Origin of the sequence: Sphingomonas arabinosi, assembly GCF_036663715.1 — a bacterium.
Taxonomy (GTDB): Bacteria; Pseudomonadota; Alphaproteobacteria; order Sphingomonadales; family Sphingomonadaceae; genus Sphingomonas.
Genome location: NZ_JAXOJN010000005.1, coordinates 202,842 through 222,959, shown reverse-complemented (window position 1 = coordinate 222,959; position 20,118 = coordinate 202,842). Strand labels below are relative to the sequence as shown.

Genomic DNA, 20,118 nt, shown 5'->3' with positions numbered 1-20,118 from the left:
CCGATCGGCTTCCCTCACGCCATCGCTGCAAGCAACCGACCGACATCGACCGTCGCGAACGAGGCGAAGTTATCTGCCACCCCGAACGGCAGCAACAGCGTGCGATCATGGACGATCCCGCCGCAGCTGTAGACGACGTTGGGCACATAGCCGTCGCGTTCGGCCGGGCTCGGCACGATCAGCGGATCGGTCATCCGCGCGAGCAATTTGGTCGGGTCGGCCTTGTCCAGGAGGCACGCGCCGATGCAGTAATTGCGGACGCTGCCGACGCCGTGGGTCAACACCAGCCAGCCCTCGTCGATCTCGATCGGGGATCCGCAATTGCCCATCTGGATGAATTCCCACGGCCATTTGGGCTCGACGATCCTGGTGCCGCCGTCCCAGGTCAGCAGGTCGTCCGAGGTCAGGTACCAGATGTTCTCGTTGTCCTGCCGCCCGAGCATCGCGTAGCGCCCGTCGATCTTGCGCGGGAACAGCGCCATGCCCTTGGTCGCCGCGACCGCACCGCGCATCGGCTGCATCTCGAACGTCTTGAAGTCCTGCCCGCGGAGCAGTTCGCAACGCGCTTCCGACCCGCTGAACGCGGTATAGGTGCCGAGATATTGGACTTCGCCTTCGTCCTCGAAACGCACGAGGCGAAGGTCCTCGATCCCCTGGTGCTGGCTCGGCAGGATCGGGAAGATCACGGTTTCCGACAGCTCGCGACTGCCTCCGCATTCCAGGCGGGTGGGACCGCCATCGGTCGCGCCCTCGTCGGTCGGCGTCACGCGCGGCGGCACCGCGGTCTGGCTGGCCGGGTCGATCGTGAAGCCGTCATCGGGCGACCAGGTGCCGGTGCGGAACGTGATCGACGAGACATGGCCTTCGCCAATCCCGCGTAGCGACAGGATAAAGCGCAAGCCGCCGGCCGGAGCGCGGCGCTGGTCCGGATCGAGGACCATGCTCGGGTTGAACAACGCCGCTGCCTCGAACGAATATTCGCCGCTGAGATAGGCACCGATCAACAGTTTCTGATTGATATCGAAGTCGCGCGGATCCTTCAGCACCGCCATGACCTCTCCGAACCGGTGCAGGAGGAGTTCGTCGACGTCGCGGTGACGTTCGTCGAGCGACTCCATCACGCGGAGGCGCTCGGTGCGGAGTTCGTGGGACGACAGCGACAGCACGCGGTCGATCACGTGGACGACACGCGGGTGGCCATCGACCCTGAACGCGCCGGGATATTCGATGTTGAACGGCCGGATGACAGTCCGCGACGGGTCGGGCCGCAACTGGATATCGGAATAGGCAACGAGTTCGGCTTCGGCCATGATCGGCTCCAAGTGACGCGGTGCCGCCGCGCCGAGACGGACGCGCGGCACTGCGATGGTTGCCGGGCACTGAACGCGGAAACCAGCGCGGTGGCTACATGAATTCGGCGTCACGCGGGCGGCTGCCGGGTTACCGTTGCAACGCTGCCGAAATACTGTGGAAAACTTCGCCTGCCAAAGCCATCGCCTCGATCATTCGACGACCGGCGCACGAGGGAAACGGCATGCAGGCTCGACCATCACGACCCGGCGGCTGTGCGATCGGCCGCCATCTCCCGCGATCCCGACATCGCGATGTCGAGGACGAGCCGATCCAGCGCTCCGCCTGCCGGTGCTGCGGCGCGGCGATCGTCAAATCCGCAGTCAGTCGCCGGTGGATCGTATCGGGCATGCTTGGCTGATCCGGTCGCCGCGTCCGTAGCGTCAGGGCTCGCCGCGTTCCCGTGGCGGGGCGGTAGGTTCGTCCGAGCCGTTCCGCCACGTCTCGCCGCCTGCGCGCGGCAGTTCGCCACGGGTCAGCGCCCCGTCACGGTTCCGGTCGAGCGCGGCGAAGCGGGTTGCCGCAGCCTTCGCGAACTCGCCTGCGTCGATACCGCGGTTCAGGTTTGCGTCGGCCGAGATCACCGGCTCGGGCAAGTCGAAGAAGCCGAAGCGCCCGGCGCCGATGCGTTCGTGGACGACGGCCGCGCTCTTCTTTCCGTCGCCGTTGCCGAACTGCATGCCCTGACTGCCGGACCTGCCACTACCGCCTCGACCTCGCTCGCCACCGCCGGACCTGGACCTGGACCCACGGCCGCCTGATGCAACGCGGATCTCGGGAACCAGGACGTTCTCGTAATAGGCGATGTCCTCGGGATCGATCTCGCCGTCCTTGCCGCGATCGAGCACCCCGAAGAAGCGCGCCGCGTCATGCTGGAATTCAGCCAGCGTGATACGCCCGTCGCCATCGGTATCGGCGCCCGCGAACCACAGGTCCCGCGCCGCGCCCGGCTTAAGCGACGCGCGAAACGGTTCGCCCATCGGGCTGATGAACAACTGCCCCCGTCCATGTGCGGGACCATGTCCGTCATGTGGTCGCTGGGTCTGTGCGGTACACCCCGCCAGCGCGGCGACGATGCCGATATAAAGAATACGCATGCAACCTCCCGAAATGCGGTAATTTCCGTCTGGCACGGCGTTCGTTGCCGCGATGTTTCGCGTGTCCGCGAGCGCTCAGATTGGCAACGTCACACGCGCGAGCAACCCGACGCCCGGTCGGTTCTCGATCGTCGCATCGCCGCCATGCGCGCGCGCCACCGCGCGGACGCTGGCCAGACCGAGCCCGCTGCCCCCGGTATCGCGGTTGCGCGATTGTTCGGCGCGGAAGAACGGTTCGAACGCGCGCGCCAAATCCGCCGGTGCCATGCCCGGTCCCGAATCGGATACTTCGATGATCGCGACCCCGTTTTCGCGGCGCACCTCGACTTCGGCATGGCCCGCATATTTTACCGCATTGCCGACCAGATTGGCGAGCAACGCCTTCAACGACGGCGCATCGCCCTCCAGCGCGAGCGGTTCGCCCGGATGCAACGCCACCGCATCGCCGCGATCCGCGAAATCATCCGCGACACTCTCGGCCAACGACCGCAGATCAAGCCTTTGCCGGCGGACGTGCCGCGTCATGTCGCGGACGAACGCCATCGCAGACCCGATCCGCTGGCTCATTTCCTGGATGTCGCCCTCGCTCGCCGCGCGAATGTCCTCGGGCGCCTTTTCGAGCCGCAGCGACAGACGCATCAACGGCGTCCGCAGGTCGTGCGCCACCGCTGCGATCAGCGTGGTGCGATCCTCGACATAGCGGTTCAGCCGCTCCTGCATCAGGTTGAACGCGGTCGCCGCCTCGGCGATCTCGGGAGGGCCGACGATCGGCAGCGGTTCGGCGCGCGGATCGCGGCCGAGCCGCTCGGCAGCGGCGGCGAACAGCCCGATCGGCCTGACGACACGGCGCGCCATCACCCACGCCACCGCCGCGGCGACCACCATCGCGACGAGGAACCACAGAACGATCCGCATCCGCCAAGGACCGATCGTGGTGTGCGTCGGCCGGATCACGCGCCACCGGCCGTTCGGCATCTCGATCGACACGACGAACGGGCCGAACAGCGCGTTGTCGAACGATTGCGGCACATGCCCCGAACGGCCCATCCCCAGCGGCAGCGGCGGCCGAAGCGGGCCTGCGAACAGCGGCATCGCCGACCGCTCGGTCTCGACGGTCACCTTGGTTCGCGGCAGTCCGAGATCGGCGGCGATCGATTCGGCGAGACGGCCGTCGCGCGGATTGTCGGTCGGCTGGGGCGGGCCCGTCGCTATCTCGACTTTCAACTGCCCGGCCGGATCGCGTCCCGTCCGCGCGACCGCTGCGACGCGGTTGGCGGTGAAGATCTGCGGCCGGGGCGGGGGCATCAGCAATACGATTGCGAAGTTCAGGATCTGGACGAGCAGCACGGTCGTCAGCCCCAGCACGAAGATGCGCAGGAACATCGGCCAGGACCGCTGCGGGCTGCGCCGCATCGGCAGGCCTATCCTGCCGGCTGTGCCCTTCTCGTCTCGCATCACAGGCGCACTACGCGGGGAACGAAGAAATAGCCCTCGTTGCGGATCGTCCGGATGATCTCGTCGTCGCGCGAGCGCAGCTTGCGGCGCAACCGGCTGACCTGGACGTCGATCGCACGGTCGAAGGCGTCAGTGTCCGGGCCGCGTGCCGCCTCCAGCAAAGCATCGCGCGCCAGCACCCGCCGCGGTCGCTCGACGAACGCGCGCAACACCGCGAACTCGCCATCGGTCAGGTCGATCAGCGTACCGTCGGGATCGAACAGTTCGTGCGCCGCGAAGTCGACTCGCCAGCCGAGGAACCCGAAGGCGCGGCTGTCGCCCGCATCCTGCATCTCGCGCGCTCGCAAAGCCGCACGCACCGTCGCCAGGATCTCGCGCGGGCTGCACGGCTTGGAAAGATAATGGCTCGCACCGATCTCCAGCCCCAGGATCCGATCGGGTTCATCGCCCAACGCGCTCAGCATCACCACCGGCGGCGCGCCCGTCCGCGCCAGCCGGCGACACACCGACAGCCCGTCTTCACCCGGCATCATCACGTCGAGCAGGATCAACGACACCGCACACCGCGCGAGCACGCCGTCCATCTCCTGCGCGTTGGTCGCGGTCTCGACCTGAAAGCCGTGCATGCCGAGGCTCTCGGCCAGCAGCGTGCGGATCATGTGGTCGTCATCGACCACCAGCAGCACGGGTTTCGCAGGGTCGGGCACGGGACGTGGGATCATTCCCCGGTCCTGCCGCACGAGTGTGTTCGACATATTTCTGTGGACGACTGGAAGCGGGTCATGTCTCCACGCGCCGAGATGCAACGAAATCGATGAACGCGCGCAGTGGTGCGGGGAGATACCGCCGTCCCGAGTAATAGAGGAACGGACCCGAGAAGCGCTGCCACCACGGTTCCAGCACCGGCACCAGCGCACCGCTGTCGAGATGCGGCTGCAACCAGTCCTCGAACAGGTGGATGATTCCGGTCCCCGCCAGCGCCGCATCGACCGCGAGATCGGTAGCCGCGCCGATCCGGACGATCAGCGGTCCGCTCGTCGCGACCCTGACGATCTCGCCGTCGCGTTCGAACTCCCAATCGTCCATCGCCCCGCTCGCGAACTGTCCCCGGATGCACGCGTGATCGAGTAGGTCACGGGGATGTACGGGCATGCCGCGACGCGCGAGATAGTCGGGTGACGCCGCCGTCGCGAACCGTTGCTCGCGCGGACCGATGGGTATCGCGATCATGTCCATTTCGAGCCGCTCGTCATAGCGGATGCCGGCGTCGCACCCCGCGGCGAGCATGTCGACGAAGCTGTCCTCCGCGATTATCTCCAGCCGGATATCGGGATAGGCGGCAAGGAACGCGGGTACGATCGCGGGCAGGACCAGCCGCGCGGCGCTGACCGGCACGTTCAGCCGCAACGGTCCCGCCGGCAAGTCTCGATAGCCGTTGACGACGTCCAGCGCCGCGTCGACTTCGGCGAGCGCGGGGCCGAGCCGGTCGAGCAGGCGCGCACCGGCTTCGGTCGGCACTACGCTCCGCGTCGTCCGATTAAGCAACCGCACGCCGAGCTTCGCTTCCAGCCGCCGCACCGCCTCGCTCAACCCCGACGCACTGCCGCCGCTGATCCGCGCGCCGTCGCGAAAGCCGCCCGCCCGCGCGACCGTCACGAACGCGGAGAGATCGCCTGCATCCACTGCCATTGTGCGTCCTCCCGTACAGCCCGTGCCGATACTGCCGCGTTATCGTAACAGCCAACGCGGTCCATATGAAGGTCACACTTCACAAGGACCGGATCATGACCACGCACGGCATCGCCACCACCGCCCCGCTCGCGGGCCGCACCGTCAACCGTCTCGGCTACGGCGCGATGCAACTCGCTGGACCCGGCGTGTTCGGGCCGCCCAAGGATCACGACGCGGCACTCGCGGTACTGCGTGCGGCGGTCGAGGCAGGCGTGAACCATATCGACACAAGTGATTTCTACGGCCCGCACGTCACCAATCGCCTGATCCGCGAGGCGCTGCATCCGTATGCCGACGACCTCGTAATCGTCACGAAGATCGGAGCGCGGCGGGGACCCGAGGGCTCATGGCAGCCCGCTTTCTCGGCTGCGGACCTGACCAGCGCGGTCCACGACAATCTGCGCAACCTCAGGCTGGAGACGCTCGACATCGTCAATTTGCGCGCGATGTTCGATACTCATGGACCTGCCGAGGGCTCGATCGCCGAGCCGCTCGCGACGCTCGTCGATCTCCAGCGCCAGGGTCTGGTCCGCCATATCGGGCTCAGCAACGTCACGCCGACGCAGGTCGCGGAAGGACGCGCGATGACGACCATCGCGTGCGTGCAGAACCAGTATAATCTCGCGCACCGCGACGACGACGCGCTGATCGACGAGTTGGCCGAGGCAGGGATCGCGTATGTGCCGTTCTTCCCGCTCGGTGGGTTCTCGCCGTTGCAGTCGACCGCGCTGTCCGACGTCGCGCGCGATCTGGACGCGACGCCGATGCAGGTCGCGCTCGCGTGGCTGTTGCAGCGTTCGCCGAACATCCTTTTAATCCCCGGCACGTCGTCGCTCGGTCATCTGCGCGAGAACCTTGCGGCGGGGGACATCGTGTTGCCTGCGGATGCGATCGCTACGCTAGACCGCATCGGGAAGGATGCCGCCAGCGACTAAACATTCCCGCCGAACCCACGGGCGGCTAACGGCAGCGTCATGGCCAAGAAACGCTACCTCACCGCGACGCTGCCCGACGGCTATGTAAAAACGATCGGCCCGACGTCGACGCCATTCACGCATTACTGGCGGATCGTCGCGGTGCTGGCCAACGGCAAGACCGAGATATTCTGGGGCCACACCAAGTCGCTCGCCGAGGCGAAGAAGAAGCGCAACGCACTCGCCGAGGCGGCGGCGCAACGCGGCTGGCAGCGCTACGACTTCGAGTTCGTCGAGCTTGTGGCGTCCGACGGCTGATACCGTCCGCCGTTCAGGCTGGCGGCAACGCCTTTACCAGCTCGAGCACCTGCGCCGCGAGTTCCATCCGACAGATCAGCAGGTCGGGCAGATACGGATCGGCGCAATTATAGACGAGCGGCGATCCGTCGACGCGGCTGACGTGCAGCCCGGCCGCCTGCGCGACCGCGATCGGCGCGCAATTGTCCCATTCATATTGCCCGCCGGTGTGCAGGTAGATGTCGGCTTGGCCGCGCACCACCGCCATCGCCTTCGCGCCTGCCGAGCCCATCGGTACCAGGGTCGCGCCCATCGTCTCGGCCACCGCGACCGCTTCGCGCGCGGGCCGTGTCCGGCTGACGAGCATCCGCAACGGATCGCCTGCGGGCTCAAGCGGCTTCGGAGAACCCGAGGTCAGCGTCAGCCCGAGCGCCGGTAGCGCGACCGCACCGACTGTCGCCACGCCGTCGATCGCTAGCGCGACGTGCACCGCCCAGTCGGTCCGCCCCTCGCCATATTCGCGCGTACCGTCGAGCGGATCGACGATCCACGCGCGCCGCACCGAACACCGCTCGCCATTGTCCTTCTCCTCCTCTGACAGGATCGCGTCGTCGGGCCGCGCTGAACGCAATTTGCGCATCAAGTAGGCGTTGGCCTGCTCGTCGCCCGCCTTGCCGAGGTCCTTGCCGGTCAGCCCGCTGCTTTTCTGCAACGCGAGCAAGATCTCGCCAGCCTCGGTCGCCAAGCGTTCGGCGAGGCGGACGTCGCTCCCGATGACCGTCACTTGAGCGGCATGATCTGGCGGACGATGAACGCGGCGGCTTCGACCGGTGTCATCTCGACGGTGTTGACGCGGATCTCCGCATTGAGCGGCGCCTCGTAAGGGCTGTCGATCCCGGTAAAATTCTTCAAATCACCCGCCCGCGCCTTTTTGTAGAGCCCCTTCACGTCGCGACCTTCCGCCACATCGAGTGGCGTGTCGACGAAGATCTCGATGAACTCGCCCGCCGGCAGCATCGACCGCACCATGTCCCTCTCGGCGCGGAACGGCGAGATGAACGCGGTGAGGACGATCAGCCCCGCGTCCGCCATCAGTTTCGCCACCTCGCCGACACGCCGGATATTCTCGATCCGGTCCGCCTCGGTAAAGCCCAGATCCTTGTTCAACCCGTGCCGGATATTGTCGCCGTCCAGCAGGAAGGTGTGCCGGTTCATCAGGTTGAGCTGTTTCTCGACCTCGTTGGCGATCGTCGACTTGCCCGCGCCCGACAGCCCGGTGAACCACAGCACCGCCTGTTTCTGGTTCTTCAGCCCGGCATGCGCCTCGCGGCCGATGTCGGTCGCCTGCCAGTGCACGTTCTGCGAGCGGCGCAGGCTGAAATGGACCATCCCCGCCGCGACCGTCGCGTTGGTGATCTTGTCGATTAGGATGTACCCGCCGAGCACCTTGTTCGGCGCCGCCCCCTCTTGCGCATAGGACTCGAAAACGATCGCGCGGTCGGTCAAGATTTCCGCGACGCCGATCGCGTTCAGCTCCAGCGTTTTGGTCGCAAGCCGCTCCATCGTATTGACGTTGACCTGATATTTCGGCTCGCGGACCGTCGCCGACACCATCTGCGTGCCGAGCTTCAGCCAATAGGAGCGGCCGACGATCAGCGGCTCGTCGTCCATCCACACGATCGTCGTCTCGAACTGGTCGGCGGTCTCGGGCGGCGCATCGGCGGCGGCGATGACGTTGCCGCGCGAGCAGTCGATCTCGTCGTCGAACGACAGCGTGACGGATTGCCCCGCGACCGCTTCGTCGAGGTCGCCGTCGAGCGTCGTGATGCGGCTGATCGTCGAGGTCTTGCCGCCGGGCAGCACGCGGATCGCATCGCCGGGCTTGACCGTGCCGGCGGCGATCTGGCCGGAGAAACCGCGGAAATCGAGGTTGGGGCGATTGACCCACTGCACGCTCATCCGGAACGGCTTGGCCTGGTCGTCGTCGACGTCGACGTCGACGGCTTCGAGATGCTCCATCAGCGTTGGCCCCGAATACCAGGGCATGGTGTCGGACGCGATCGAGATGTTGTCGCCCTTGAAGCCCGAGATCGGCATCGGCGTGAAGCTGGTGATGCCGATGCTCTTCGCGAACGTCGAATACTCCGCGACGATCTCGTCGTACCGCGCCTGGTCAAAGCCGATCAGGTCCATCTTGTTGACGGCGAGTACGAGGTTCCGGATGCCGATCAGGTGCGCCAGATAGCTGTGCCGCTTGGTCTGCGTGAGCACGCCCTTGCGCGCGTCGACCAGGATCACGGCGAGGTCTGCGGTCGATGCGCCGGTTACCATGTTGCGCGTATATTGTTCATGGCCGGGTGTATCCGCGACGATGAACTTGCGCTTTTCGGTCGAGAAGAAGCGGTAGGCGACGTCGATCGTGATGCCCTGTTCGCGCTCTGCGGCGAGCCCGTCGACGAGCAGCGCGAAGTCGATCTCGCCACCCTGCGTACCGACCCGCTTGCTGTCCGCTTCGAGCGCGGCGAGCTGATCCTCGAAGATCATTTTCGAATCATACAGCAGCCGGCCGATCAGCGTCGACTTGCCGTCGTCGACCGAGCCGCAGGTGATGAAGCGCAGCATCGTCTTGTTGCGATGCTGGTCGAGATACGCGTCGATATCCTCGGCGATCAGCGCCTCGGTCTGGTAGGCCGACTCCTGGGTTGCGATGTCGCTCATCAGAAATAGCCCTCCTGCTTCTTCTTCTCCATGCCCGCGCCGCCGGCATCCTTGTCGATCGCGCGACCCTGGCGTTCGCTGGTGGTGGTCAGCAGCGTCTCCTGGATAATCTCGGACAGAGTCGACGCCGTACTCTCGACTGCACCCGTGAGCGGGTAACAGCCGAGCGTCCGGAAGCGGATCGAGCGATCGACCGGCACCTCGCCGGGTTGCAGCGGGAAGCGATCGTCATCGACCATCAGCAGCATGCCGTCGCGCTCCACGGTCGGACGGACGCTGGCGAAGTATAGCGGTACGATCGGCACGTCGTTGAGCTGGATATATTGCCAGACGTCGAGTTCGGTCCAGTTCGAGATCGGGAACACGCGGATGCTCTCGCCCTTCGATTTGCGTGCGTTGTAGAGGTTCCAAAGCTCCGGCCGCTGGTTCTTCGGATCCCAGCCATGCGTCGCGGTGCGGAACGAGATGATGCGTTCCTTCGCGCGCGACTTCTCCTCGTCGCGCCGCGCGCCGCCGAACGCCGCGTCGAACCCATGCAGGTTGAGCGCCTGTTTCAGCCCTTCCGTCTTCCACATATCGGTATGTAGCGCGCCGTGATCGAACGGGTTGATCCCGCGCGCGATCGCCTCGGGATTCTTGTAGACCAGCAACTCCATGCCGCTTTCGGCCGCCATCCGATCGCGCAAGCGGTACATTTCCTGGAATTTCCAGGTCGTGTCGACGTGCAGCAGCGGGAAGGGCGGCGGCGACGGGTAGAAAGCCTTGCGCGCGAGATGCAGCATCACGGCCGAATCCTTGCCGACCGAATACAGCATCACCGGCTTGTCGGCCTCGGCGACGACTTCGCGCAGGATGTGGATCGCCTCCGCCTCGAGCCGTTCCAGATGGGTGAGTGTCTTCGCCATGATGTGTCTCCGCGGCGCCGTTTGCCCGGCATGGGGCGGTGTGGGCAATCAATGCATTCTTCGGCAGGGGAACGCTTCGCTATCTCATGCACTTGGCGATGGCATCGCACACCCTGCACGATTTAGCCGCGGACCATAGGCCGGAGTTGCCCGCTCGCGATCGACGCCGTACGAAACGCGCCTGTTTCGATCCGTCTGGGACCATGACGCCATGTCCGTTGCATCGTTGAAAATGCGCTCCTGGTTGTTCGCGCCGGGCGACAGCGAGCGCAAGATGACCAAGGCGGTCGAGGGCAGCGCCGACATCGTCCTGTTCGACCTCGAAGACGCGGTGACGACGGAGAACAAGCCGCTCGCGCGCCAGACCGTTCACGACGTGCTGACCGCCAACGTCGCGCAGCGCGCGCGGATGTGGGTGCGGGTCAATCCCCTCGACGGACCGTACACGCTGACCGATCTCACCGCGATCATGCCCGCGCGTCCGGGCGGGATCATGTTGCCCAAGGTCGCCGGGCGACAGGACGTCGAGCGGCTCGACCATTATCTGTCCGCGTTCGAGGCGGCGAACGGCATCGCGATCGGATCGACGCCGGTGATCGTGCTGATCACCGAAACCGCGGAGGCGATGTTCCACACCGGCGATTACAAGGGTGCCCCGCGGGTGGTCGCGCTGACCTGGGGCGCGGAGGATCTGGCGGACTCGATCGGCGCGAGTGCGAACTGCAATCCGGATGGAAGCTATCGGTTCACCTACGAACTCGCGCGGTCGATGTGCCTGCTGGGCGCCGCGACTGCGGGGGTGACCGCGATCGAGACGATCCAGGGCGACTTCCGCGATCTCGATACGCTGAGGACACGTGCCGAGCAGGTACGCCGTGACGGCTACCGTGGGATGCTCGCGATCCACCCGGCGCAGGTCGATGTGATCAACGCCGCCTTCACACCGACCGAGGCGGAGATTGCCGAGGCGCAGGCGATCGTCGATCTGTTCGCGGCCAACCCCGGCGTCGGTACGATCGGCTACAAAGGGGGGATGCTCGACCGGCCGTATTTGTCGCGCGCAGAGCATCTGTTGCGGCAAGTCGGACGCGCGTGATCCAGGCGATCTAGCCGACGCCCCAGCCTGCCAGCAGCGCCGCGCCATCGGAGGTCGGTGCGATCCTTCCGGGCGTGCGGGACAGACGCGGGGCAGGGGCCGCCTGCCAGATGCCGTCGACGACGACGCCGCGATCCGCCATGTGGCGATGCGTCGGCACTTCGTCGAGTTCAAGCACTGGCGCGAAGCAGGTGTCGGTCCCCTCCAGCGCGTCGCACCAGTCGTCCCGCGATCTGGTCACGAATACTGCGGCGAAACGTCGCGCGGTCTCTGGCCAGCGCTCGATGACCATCTGGTCCCCGGCGAGGTCCGCTGGAAGCCCCAGCCGATCGAGCAGTTCGGCATAGAATTTCGGCTCGATCGCGCCGACGGAAACATACCGTCCATCCGCGCAGGTGTAACAGCGGTAGAAAGGCGCCGCGCCGCCGAGCAGGTTGCGGTCGCGGTCCATCGACATCACGCCCGCCGGGACCATTCCGGCGAACAGCGCCATCATCGACGAAACCCCGTCGACGATCGCCGCATCGACGACTTGCCCCAGCCCCGATCGTGCGCGTTCGAGCAACGCCGCAAGGATACCGGTGACTAGATACATCGACCCGCCACCGAAATCGCCGATCAGGTTGAGCGGTGGTGGCGGCGGCGTTCCCGGCGTGCCGATCGCCGCGAGCGCTCCGCTGAGCGCGATGTAATTGAGGTCGTGCCCTGCAACCTGCGCAAGCGGCCCGGTCTGTCCCCACCCGGTCATCCGCCCGTAGACGAGCCGGGGATTGCGTTCGATCATCACGTCCGGACCGAGCCCGAGCCGCTCCATGACGCCCGGTCGCAGCCCCTCGATCACGACGTCGGCGCGGTCCGTGATCGCGAGCGCCCGGTCGCGGCCCTCCGACGTGCGGATGTCGAGCGCGAGTCGTGCGCGGCCACGGTCGAGCACCGGATTGCGAAAGCCGCCGCCGACCCGCTCGATCCGCAGTACCTCCGCACCGAGGTCCGACAGTAGCATTGCCGCGTGCGGGCCGGGCCCGATGCTGGCGAACTCGACGACGCGGAGGCCGGCGAGCGCAGTCATGCGCCGATACTGCCGGATACGACAGCAGGCGTCTTGGTGAGCGTCATTGCCATGCGATCCGATATCCGCGCTGTTCGACCGCAAGGTGCGACCGATGCCGAACCGGAGTCAAGAAATCGGCACCATGTCTTTCAGCGTGACGGCGGGATCGGCGAGGATGGCCCGGTCGATCACCGCGCCGGTCTCCACCAGCTTGCGACCCTGGACGTAATCCTTGACGGCACCCACGCAGTCGAGCGCGATGACGCGGCCGTCCCGCAGGTACACGACCGAGAATTTTTGCGTCGCCGGATCGCCGCGCAGGACCGCGTCGTCATAGCCGATCGACAATCCGACGGTCTGCAGCTTCAGGTCATACTGGTTCGACCAGAACCACGGCACCGCGTCATACACCGCTGGCTGGCCGATGATGTCCTTCGCCACGACGGTCGCCTGGTCGTTCGCGTTCTGCACCGATTCGACGCGCACCACCGCGCCGCCGGCAAACCGGTTGGCATGCAACGCGCAGTCGCCGATCGCATACACGTCCGGCAGGTCGGTCCGGCAAGCGCCATCGACGGCGACGCCGTTGCCGCCCGCCGCACCTGCGTCGATCAGCGGTGCGACTTCGGGAAGTATACCGATGCCGACGATCACCATGTCGGCGGCGATGACGGTGCCGTCCGCCAGCCGGACTCCGGTGACGCGGTTGTCGCCCAGGATGCAGTCCACCGACTGACCGAGCCGTATGTCGACGCCGTGCGCGCGGTGCTCCGCTTCGAAGTACCGCGACAGGTCTTCGCCGGCGACCCGCGCTAGCACGCGGTCGAGGGCTTCGAGCAAAATGACGGATTTGCCGAACTTGCGCAGCACCGCCGCGGCTTCGAGTCCGATATACCCGCCGCCGATGACGACCGCGGTCCCGACGTCGGGCAGTTCGGCGATCATCCGGTCGGCATCCGCGCGGTCGCGGACGGTGTGGACACCGGTGAGGTGATGGCCCGCGCACGTCAGTCGCCGCGGCGTACCGCCAGTCGCCCAGACCAGTCGACCATAACCGATCGTCGCGCCGTCTGCGGTGGTCAACTCATGCGCGACCGGATCGACCGAAACGACGCGGTATCCGAGCCGGAGATCGATCCGCTGCTCGTCCCAGAACGCCTCCTGCCGGATCAGGATTCGGCCGAATGCCTTTTCGCCCGACAGATACTCCTTCGACAGTGGCGGCCGTTCGTAGGGAAGTTCGCTTTCCTTGCCGACGATCAGCACCGATCCCTCGAAGCCTGCCTTGCGTAGTGCGATCGCGCAGGCCGCACCGCCGTGCCCGCCTCCGACGATAACGACGTCCGCAAAAACGGGAACTAGATGTGACGTGTCGCCTATCGTGCTGGCCATTCGACATCCTCGTCCACGGGGTGCGCTTGGCCAAATTGCCCGGCGCCCATCCGTGAGACGGCACTCCTATGGCTGATCCGACGAGACCTCAATCCGCGAACCGGCTACCTGCCGGTCAACCCGCGCCTGGCTTCTTCTGCTCTTCCTCATAGTCGGCATCCGTCCCGACCTTCCCGGCAGCTTCGGCTTCTGCAACGCCGGAGGTCTCGACGACCTCGATCGTCTTGCCCTCTGCCGCGATCGCATGGGGTTTACGGTCGGCATCTGGGTCGGACGCGATCGTAGACGGTGCGTCGCCACCCGATCCGGCCACGCCGTTGGCCGCGCTGCCACCGTTTTCGCCAGCCTGTCCGCCGCCATGATAGGCGATGTCGGTCTGGCCGCCATGTGCCATGAAACCCGTGTTGGTCGGGGTCTTGCCGGCGTGGGGATTGGGATAGGCGCCACCGCCGCTTTCGCCGCCCTCGGACCGGCCGTGAACGTCGCGGGTGGTGTCTCCCCGTGGCGAGTCCGAAACGCCGTCGGGTTGGCCCTTGGTTGCGGGATTGCCGGGAACGGGAGTTTGAACCTTGTCACTCATGGATTTGTCCTTCTGAATGGGTCGGAACGCCGTGCCGATCCGACCCGCTCGATAAGAACGGATCGGATCGCCATTAGTGTCACGGCCGCAGCACGACCTTGATGACCCCGTCCTGCTTGTCGCGGAACTTCTGGTACATTTCAGGCGCATCCTCGAGGCTGGCCGGGTGCGTCACGACGAAGCTCGGGTCGATATCGCCCGCCTCGATCCGTGCGAGCAGCGGCTTGGTATAGGCCTGGACGTGGGTCTGACCGGTCTTGATCGTAAGTCCCTTGTTCATCATCGCGCCGATCGGGATCTTGTCGCCCATCCCGACATAGACGCCGGGGATCGACACCGTGCCGCCCATCCGGCAGCTCATGATCGCCTCACGCAGCACGTGTACGCGGTCGGTGGCGAGGAAGGTCGCGGCCTTCACCTTGTCGATCACCGCATCGACGGCGCCATGACCCGATGCTTCCGCACCCACCGCATCGATGCAGCTATCCGGACCGCGACCCTTGGTGCGGAACTGGAGTTCGTCATAGACGCTGTCGACTTCGGCGAAGTTGATCGTCTCCGCACCGCCGGCCTCGGCCATTGCGAGGCGCTCTGGTACTTCGTCGATCGCGATCACGCGGCCCGCACCCAGCATCAGCGCCGAGCGGATCGCGAACTGGCCGACCGGACCGCAACCCCAGATCGCCACGGTATCGCCCGCCTCGATGTTCGCGTTCTCGGCCGCCATATAGCCCGTCGGGAAGATATCCGAGAGGAACAGCGCCTGGTCGTCGGTGACGTTGTCGGGCACCTTGATCGGACCGATATCGGCCATCGGCACGCGCAGATACTCGGCCTGGCCACCGCAATAGCCGCCCAGCATGTGGCTGAAGCCAAACAGGCCGGCGGGCGAATGGCCCATCGCCTTGATCGCCATCTCGGCATTCGGGTTGGTCCGCTCGCATGCGGAGAACAGCCCTTTGCGGCAGAAGAAGCAATCGCCACAGCTGATCGTGAACGGCACGACGACGCGGTCGCCGATCTTCAGATTGGTGACTTCGGAGCCGAGTGCGACAACGACGCCCATGTTCTCGTGGCCGAGGATGTCGCCCGCCTGCATCGTCGGCTGGTAGCCGTCGAGCAGATGAAGATCGGATCCGCAGATCGCACAGGCCGAGACCTTGATGATCGCATCGCGCGGATGCTTGATCTCGGGATCCGCGACAGTATCGACCCGAACATCGCCTTTTCCATGCCAAACAAGTGCGCGCATCAGAACGTCTCCAATTCATAGTAACGGGTCGTAGAAATACGGTCAGCGCGACATGTTTATGCCGGCCGATCACAAACCAGGTCGGTCATCGCCGATCATCATCGGTCTGCTTAAGTGACGCGAGGGTGGCACCGGGTAGCAAGCGACCCTGCGGATGCCGCCAAGTCTACGCTTCGAAGAGCATAGCGTTTGTAACCGCGTCATCGTTCCTGCGAAGCCGCATTAACGGTCATTTATATTTCATGTTGATCGGCATCAGTATTGGCGAGATTGTACCAGGATAACGAAGAAGATTGGGGCCAATTTCCCCTGCAAACCGTTTGAGCCGTGTCGCAATTCGCCGACGCGCCGGGGAAACCGGACCGTAATCGTTCCGGGACCTGGCGATCGGGCGCACATTCATTCCGGGATTTTACCATGCAGATCAGAGCGATATTCTTCGACATCGACGGCACGCTGGTCGACACCAACGACATGCACGTTCTTGCCTGGGAGGAGGCGTTCGCGGGTATCGATGCGTCGTTCGATCGCCAGGTGATCCACGATCAGATCGGCAAGGGGACCGACATGCTCGTGCCGACGCTCCTGCCGGATGCGGACGAGGACCAGCAGGAGGCGCTCGGCGATGCGCATGGCGCGGTGTTCAAGGCGAAGTATCTGGAGACCGCCAAGCCGTTCGCACGCGCGCACGACCTGCTGGCGCACGCGCACAGTCTCGGCCAACGCGTCGTGCTGGCATCGTCGGCGTCGGGGCCGGAACTCGACCACTATATCGACCTGCTCGACGCGCGCGACCTGATTGCCGCGACGACGAGCAGCGACGACGTCGAGAAGACCAAGCCTGCTCCCGACATCTTCGCGACCGCCCTTAAGAAGCTGCCGGGCGTCGATCCGAGCGAGGTGATCGTGGTTGGCGACACGCCCTATGATATCGAGGCAGCCGCGAAGTGCGGTGTCGCTGCGGTCGCCGTACGGTCGGGCAAGTTCGACGACGCACAACTCGAGGCTGCGGGTGCGGTCGCGATCTATGACGACGTGGCGGCCTTGCTTGCCGGCTACGCAACCTCGCCGCTGGGACGCTGACCGACATGGCTGTTACTCTGAAACGTCTGCGCGATCAGGTCATCGTCGTCACCGGCGCGACCAGCGGCAATGGCCTCGCGATCGTCGAGGATGCGGTAAGGCGCGGTGCCGCGGTCGTCGCGACGGCGCGGAACGAGGCGGCATTGGAGGCGCTTCGCGATCGCTTGTCCGCCGACGGGGGACGTATCGCGATCTGCGTCGCGGACGTCGGCGACATGGCGGCAGTCGAGCGGGTCGCCGCCGTCGCGATCGAAACGTTCGGCGGGTTCGACAGCTGGGTCAACAATGCCGGCACGGGCACCTATGGCACGCTCGAACAGGTGCCGGTCGCCGATCACCGCCGGGTGTTCGACGTCAATTACTTCGGCCTGTTGCACGGATCGCTCGTCGCCGCGCGTCACCTGCGCGGGCGTGGCGGCGCGATCGTCAATATCGGCTCCATCCTGAGCGATCGCGCGATCGTCGATCAGGGCCCGTATTGCGCGACCAAGCATGCGGTGCAGGCGCTGACCGATACGCTGCGGATGGAGTTGGAGCAGGAGGGGGCCCCGATCTCGGTCACGCTGATCAAGCCCGGTGCGATCGACACGCCGTTTCCCGAACATGCGCGCAACTTCATGGACCAGCCACCGCGCCTGCCGCCGCCGCTCTACGCGCCTTCGGTCGTCGCCGACGCGGTGCTGTTCGCGTGCGAGACGCCGCGGCGGACACTGTATGCGGGGGGCGGAGGTCTGGTGTCGTCGCTTCTTTCGCGCGCCGCACCGCGGTTTAGCGACAGGATCATGGAACTGGTCGGTACGGCCGCGCAGCAGAAGCCGGGCGATCCCGGCGACCCGACGCGCCGCGACAATTTGTATGAACCGCGTGTCGATGCGTTGCGCGGAAGCCAGAACGTCCATGCGCGGACATCAAGCACCGTGTTGCAGGCGCAGAAGCTCCACCCGGCCTTCCTGATGCTCGGTGTCGTCGGCGCCGGTATCGCGGTGGCGCTCAGCCGGCCGAAACCTACCCGCCGATGACACCAGGCGTCGAAGGGGAAGGGGCGGTGCGCGACTTCGACGTCGTGCTCGTCCTCAGTGGCGGCAATGCGCTCGGCGCGTTCGAGGCCGGGGTCTACGAAGCGTTGCATGACCATGGCCTCCAACCCGACTGGATCATCGGAGCATCGATCGGTGCCATCAACGGCGCGCTGATCGCCGGTTCGGCCCCCGATCGCCGGATCGAAACCTTGCGGACGTTCTGGGCACCGGCTCGGTCGCCCGGAGCGTTCGATTTCCCTTGGCCAAGTGCGTTCGAAACGAGTCGCCGGACGAATGCGGTGGGTTGGTCCACCGCCCTCGGTCGCCCCGGGATCTTTGGACCAATTCTGTCCGGCGCGATGCCGTGGACCGACAACCGTCCGTCGATCTTCGAAACCAACCAGCTCGCGACGACGCTGGAAACGCTGGTCGACTTCGACCGACTCAACGCCGGCGCGTGCCGCTACACCGCGACCGCCGTCGATCTCGAAACCGGCGAGGACGTCATGTTCGACAGCACCACGACGCAGATCGGACCCGAGCACATTCGCGCCAGTGCCGCGCTGCCGGTCGCGTTTCCGCCGGTCGAAGTCGATGGCCGCTGGCTAGTCGACGGCGGCCTGTCCGCGAACCTGCCGCTCGACCCGGTTTTCCGTGACCCACCGTCGAGACCGACGCTGTGCATCGCGGTGGACCTGTTGCCACTCCACGGGCCGCGACCGACGACGCTTGGCGAAGCTGCCAGTCGCATGCAGGACCTGATCTTCGCCGCCCAATCCCGTCGTACGATCGAGCGGTGGCAGGTCGCGCATGCCGGCCGCGAGGACATTGCGGTGTCGCTCGTTCGGCTTGCCTATACCGAGCAGCAGGAGGAGGTCGCCGGCAAGGCACTCGACTTTTCGCCCATCACGGTCGAGCGGCGCTGGTCCGCGGGAAAGCGGGCTGGAATGCTGGCGGTCGAAGCGATCGAAGCAGGGACGCTGTCGATCGGCGTTCCCGGTCTCAACGCGGTCGAACTTGGCAAACATCCGGTCTCGGCGCGCGATTAACGTAAACTGCTCGCACTGTGTATGAGCAGCGTACCGGGCCCTTCGTTCGGACGGGGGATTGCCGAAGTGACTGCGGACGAAACTGCCGAGATACCGAAGGCGCATGCTTGGAAGCCCGAACATCTCCGCCTCGCCGTGGGTGCGGCGGGGGTCGCGCTCTGGGCCTGGAACGTCGACACCGACGGCTTCACGATGGACGAGCGCGGCTTCGAGCTTTGGGGGCTGCCGTGGCGTGCCGAAGTGACGTTCGAGGAATTGTCGGCGCATATCCATCCCTCCGATCGCGACCGCGTCCGATCGGCGTTTGCAGCGACGCGCGCCGTGCTCGGCAGTTACGAAACCGATTTCCGGATCATGATCGGCGAAGAGGTTCGCTGGATTTCCGCGCGGGGGCAGGGCGAGGACGTCGGGATCGTCGGGCGGACGATGTTCGGCATCTTCCTCGACGTCACCGGTCGCAAGCAGGCGGAAGAGGGCAACGAACTCCTCGCCGGCGAGATGAGCCACCGCGTCAAGAACCTGCTCGCGATCGCCAGCGGCCTGACGGCGATCACCTCGCGAACCGCGCCCAATACGCAGGACATGGCGCGCGAACTGACCGAGCGGCTGAGCGCGCTGGGTCGGGCGCACGATCTCGTCCGTCCGCTGCCGGGCGGACAGGGCAATGCCGCGTTGCTCGGCGACCTGTTGTCGGTGCTGCTGGCGCCCTACGACGACATGGGTGCCTTCAAGGGGCGCATCCGTGTCGCGGTCGAACGGATGGGCGTGGGCGAGGCAGCGGCGACCGGCCTGGGACTGGTCATCCACGAACTCGCGACCAATTCGATGAAATACGGTGCGTTGTCGGCGCCGACCGGGACGCTCGACTTGTCCAGCACGGCGACCGACGACGACGTGATCCTGACCTGGCTGGAGCGCGGCGGCCCCGAAGTCGAGAGCCCGAACGCCGGCGAAGGCTTTGGCAGCAAGCTCGTGCGGCGATCGGTCGCTGGGCAACTCGGCGGCTCGATCGCGTATGAATGGTCGGCCGGGGGCGTGATCGTGACGCTCACGATGCGGCGGGACAGGCTGTCGTCGTGACGGAGCGTACCGATCCCGCCTAGTATTTTAGTACCGGGTTCGGGTGCAG

At 65.8% G+C, this 20,118-nt stretch carries 20 protein-coding genes; 7 read left to right on the top strand and 13 right to left on the bottom strand.

Annotation, left to right across the window (positions count from 1 at the left end; genetic code table 11):
* Nucleotides 1-14: 14 nt before the first annotated feature.
* The 6 genes from U1708_RS10965 to U1708_RS10940 all read right to left on the bottom strand — a co-directional run bounded on the left by U1708_RS10965 (nt 15) and on the right by U1708_RS10940 (nt 5,591).
* Nucleotides 15-1,310 (bottom strand): glycoside hydrolase family 130 protein, encoded by a 1,296-nt coding sequence (locus U1708_RS10965; RefSeq protein ID WP_332745555.1) that lies wholly within the window; start codon nt 1,308-1,310, stop codon nt 15-17.
* A gap of 130 nt (nt 1,311-1,440) precedes the next feature.
* Entirely contained in the window at nt 1,441-1,701 is a 261-nt protein-coding gene (locus U1708_RS10960; RefSeq protein WP_332745553.1) for a hypothetical protein, read from the bottom strand.
* Nucleotides 1,702-1,733: 32 nt separating this feature from the next.
* A complete protein-coding gene (locus U1708_RS10955; protein WP_332745550.1) occupies nt 1,734-2,447 on the bottom strand; it encodes an EF-hand domain-containing protein in 714 nt (237 codons plus the stop codon).
* Nucleotides 2,448-2,522: 75 nt separating this feature from the next.
* Nucleotides 2,523-3,860 (bottom strand): sensor histidine kinase, encoded by a 1,338-nt coding sequence (locus U1708_RS10950; RefSeq protein ID WP_332745548.1) that lies wholly within the window; start codon nt 3,858-3,860, stop codon nt 2,523-2,525.
* 41 nt (nt 3,861-3,901) lie between these two features.
* On the bottom strand, nt 3,902-4,624 hold the full coding sequence (locus U1708_RS10945; protein ID WP_332745546.1) for a response regulator: 723 nt from the start codon (nt 4,622-4,624) through the stop codon (nt 3,902-3,904).
* Between the two features lie 58 nt (nt 4,625-4,682).
* Entirely contained in the window at nt 4,683-5,591 is a 909-nt protein-coding gene (locus U1708_RS10940; protein WP_332745544.1) for a LysR family transcriptional regulator, read from the bottom strand.
* A 95-nt stretch (nt 5,592-5,686) separates the two neighbouring features.
* Between U1708_RS10940 and U1708_RS10935 the strand changes: the two genes are divergently transcribed.
* Together U1708_RS10935 and U1708_RS10930 are read left to right on the top strand one after the other, a co-directional pair.
* Nucleotides 5,687-6,568 (top strand): aldo/keto reductase family oxidoreductase, encoded by an 882-nt coding sequence (locus tag U1708_RS10935; RefSeq protein ID WP_332745740.1) that lies wholly within the window; start codon nt 5,687-5,689, stop codon nt 6,566-6,568.
* Nucleotides 6,569-6,607: 39 nt separating this feature from the next.
* Nucleotides 6,608-6,865 (top strand): hypothetical protein, encoded by a 258-nt coding sequence (locus U1708_RS10930; protein WP_332745542.1) that lies wholly within the window; start codon nt 6,608-6,610, stop codon nt 6,863-6,865.
* Nucleotides 6,866-6,878: 13 nt separating this feature from the next.
* Here U1708_RS10930 and U1708_RS10925 read toward each other — a convergent pair whose 3' ends face one another.
* Genes U1708_RS10925 through cysD form a run of 3 tightly spaced genes read right to left on the bottom strand, consistent with a single transcriptional unit; the run spans nt 6,879 to nt 10,467 of the window.
* Nucleotides 6,879-7,628 (bottom strand): 3'(2'),5'-bisphosphate nucleotidase CysQ, encoded by a 750-nt coding sequence (locus U1708_RS10925; protein WP_332745540.1) that lies wholly within the window; start codon nt 7,626-7,628, stop codon nt 6,879-6,881.
* Nucleotides 7,625-9,562 (bottom strand): sulfate adenylyltransferase subunit CysN, encoded by a 1,938-nt coding sequence (gene cysN, locus U1708_RS10920; protein ID WP_332745538.1) that lies wholly within the window; start codon nt 9,560-9,562, stop codon nt 7,625-7,627. The genes U1708_RS10925 and cysN overlap by 4 nt, the downstream gene beginning before the upstream one ends.
* Nucleotides 9,562-10,467 carry a sulfate adenylyltransferase subunit CysD gene (gene cysD / locus U1708_RS10915; protein WP_332745536.1) on the bottom strand — a complete coding sequence of 302 codons (906 nt, stop codon included), beginning with the start codon at nt 10,465-10,467 and terminating at the stop codon, nt 9,562-9,564. The genes cysN and cysD overlap by 1 nt, the downstream gene beginning before the upstream one ends.
* Before the next feature lie 232 nt (nt 10,468-10,699).
* On the opposite strand from cysD, the gene U1708_RS10910 reads away from it, so the two are divergent.
* Entirely contained in the window at nt 10,700-11,563 is an 864-nt protein-coding gene (locus tag U1708_RS10910; RefSeq protein ID WP_332745534.1) for an HpcH/HpaI aldolase/citrate lyase family protein, read from the top strand.
* Between the two features lie 10 nt (nt 11,564-11,573).
* Here U1708_RS10910 and U1708_RS10905 read toward each other — a convergent pair whose 3' ends face one another.
* The 4 genes from U1708_RS10905 to U1708_RS10890 form a co-directional block, all read right to left on the bottom strand.
* Nucleotides 11,574-12,632, bottom strand: coding sequence for a CaiB/BaiF CoA transferase family protein (locus U1708_RS10905; protein ID WP_332745532.1), 1,059 nt, complete (start codon nt 12,630-12,632; stop codon nt 11,574-11,576).
* Between the two features lie 108 nt (nt 12,633-12,740).
* On the bottom strand, nt 12,741-14,006 hold the full coding sequence (locus U1708_RS10900; RefSeq protein WP_332745530.1) for an NAD(P)/FAD-dependent oxidoreductase: 1,266 nt from the start codon (nt 14,004-14,006) through the stop codon (nt 12,741-12,743).
* 115 nt (nt 14,007-14,121) lie between these two features.
* Nucleotides 14,122-14,586, bottom strand: coding sequence for a hypothetical protein (locus tag U1708_RS10895; protein ID WP_332745528.1), 465 nt, complete (start codon nt 14,584-14,586; stop codon nt 14,122-14,124).
* Between the two features lie 79 nt (nt 14,587-14,665).
* Nucleotides 14,666-15,838: a zinc-dependent alcohol dehydrogenase gene (locus U1708_RS10890; protein ID WP_307086066.1), complete on the bottom strand. Its 1,173-nt coding sequence runs from the start codon at nt 15,836-15,838 to the stop codon at nt 14,666-14,668.
* Between the two features lie 417 nt (nt 15,839-16,255).
* Here U1708_RS10890 and U1708_RS10885 point away from each other — a divergent pair, with 417 nt between their 5' ends.
* From U1708_RS10885 to U1708_RS10870, 4 genes are all read left to right on the top strand, one after another.
* Nucleotides 16,256-16,921 carry an HAD family hydrolase gene (locus tag U1708_RS10885; RefSeq protein ID WP_332745526.1) on the top strand — a complete coding sequence of 222 codons (666 nt, stop codon included), beginning with the start codon at nt 16,256-16,258 and terminating at the stop codon, nt 16,919-16,921.
* A gap of 5 nt (nt 16,922-16,926) precedes the next feature.
* Nucleotides 16,927-17,940 carry an SDR family oxidoreductase gene (locus U1708_RS10880; RefSeq protein WP_332745524.1) on the top strand — a complete coding sequence of 338 codons (1,014 nt, stop codon included), beginning with the start codon at nt 16,927-16,929 and terminating at the stop codon, nt 17,938-17,940.
* A 26-nt stretch (nt 17,941-17,966) separates the two neighbouring features.
* Nucleotides 17,967-18,989 carry a patatin-like phospholipase family protein gene (locus tag U1708_RS10875; protein ID WP_332745522.1) on the top strand — a complete coding sequence of 341 codons (1,023 nt, stop codon included), beginning with the start codon at nt 17,967-17,969 and terminating at the stop codon, nt 18,987-18,989.
* 66 nt (nt 18,990-19,055) lie between these two features.
* A complete protein-coding gene (locus U1708_RS10870; RefSeq protein ID WP_332745519.1) occupies nt 19,056-20,069 on the top strand; it encodes a sensor histidine kinase in 1,014 nt (337 codons plus the stop codon).
* Nucleotides 20,070-20,118 lie beyond the last annotated feature (49 nt).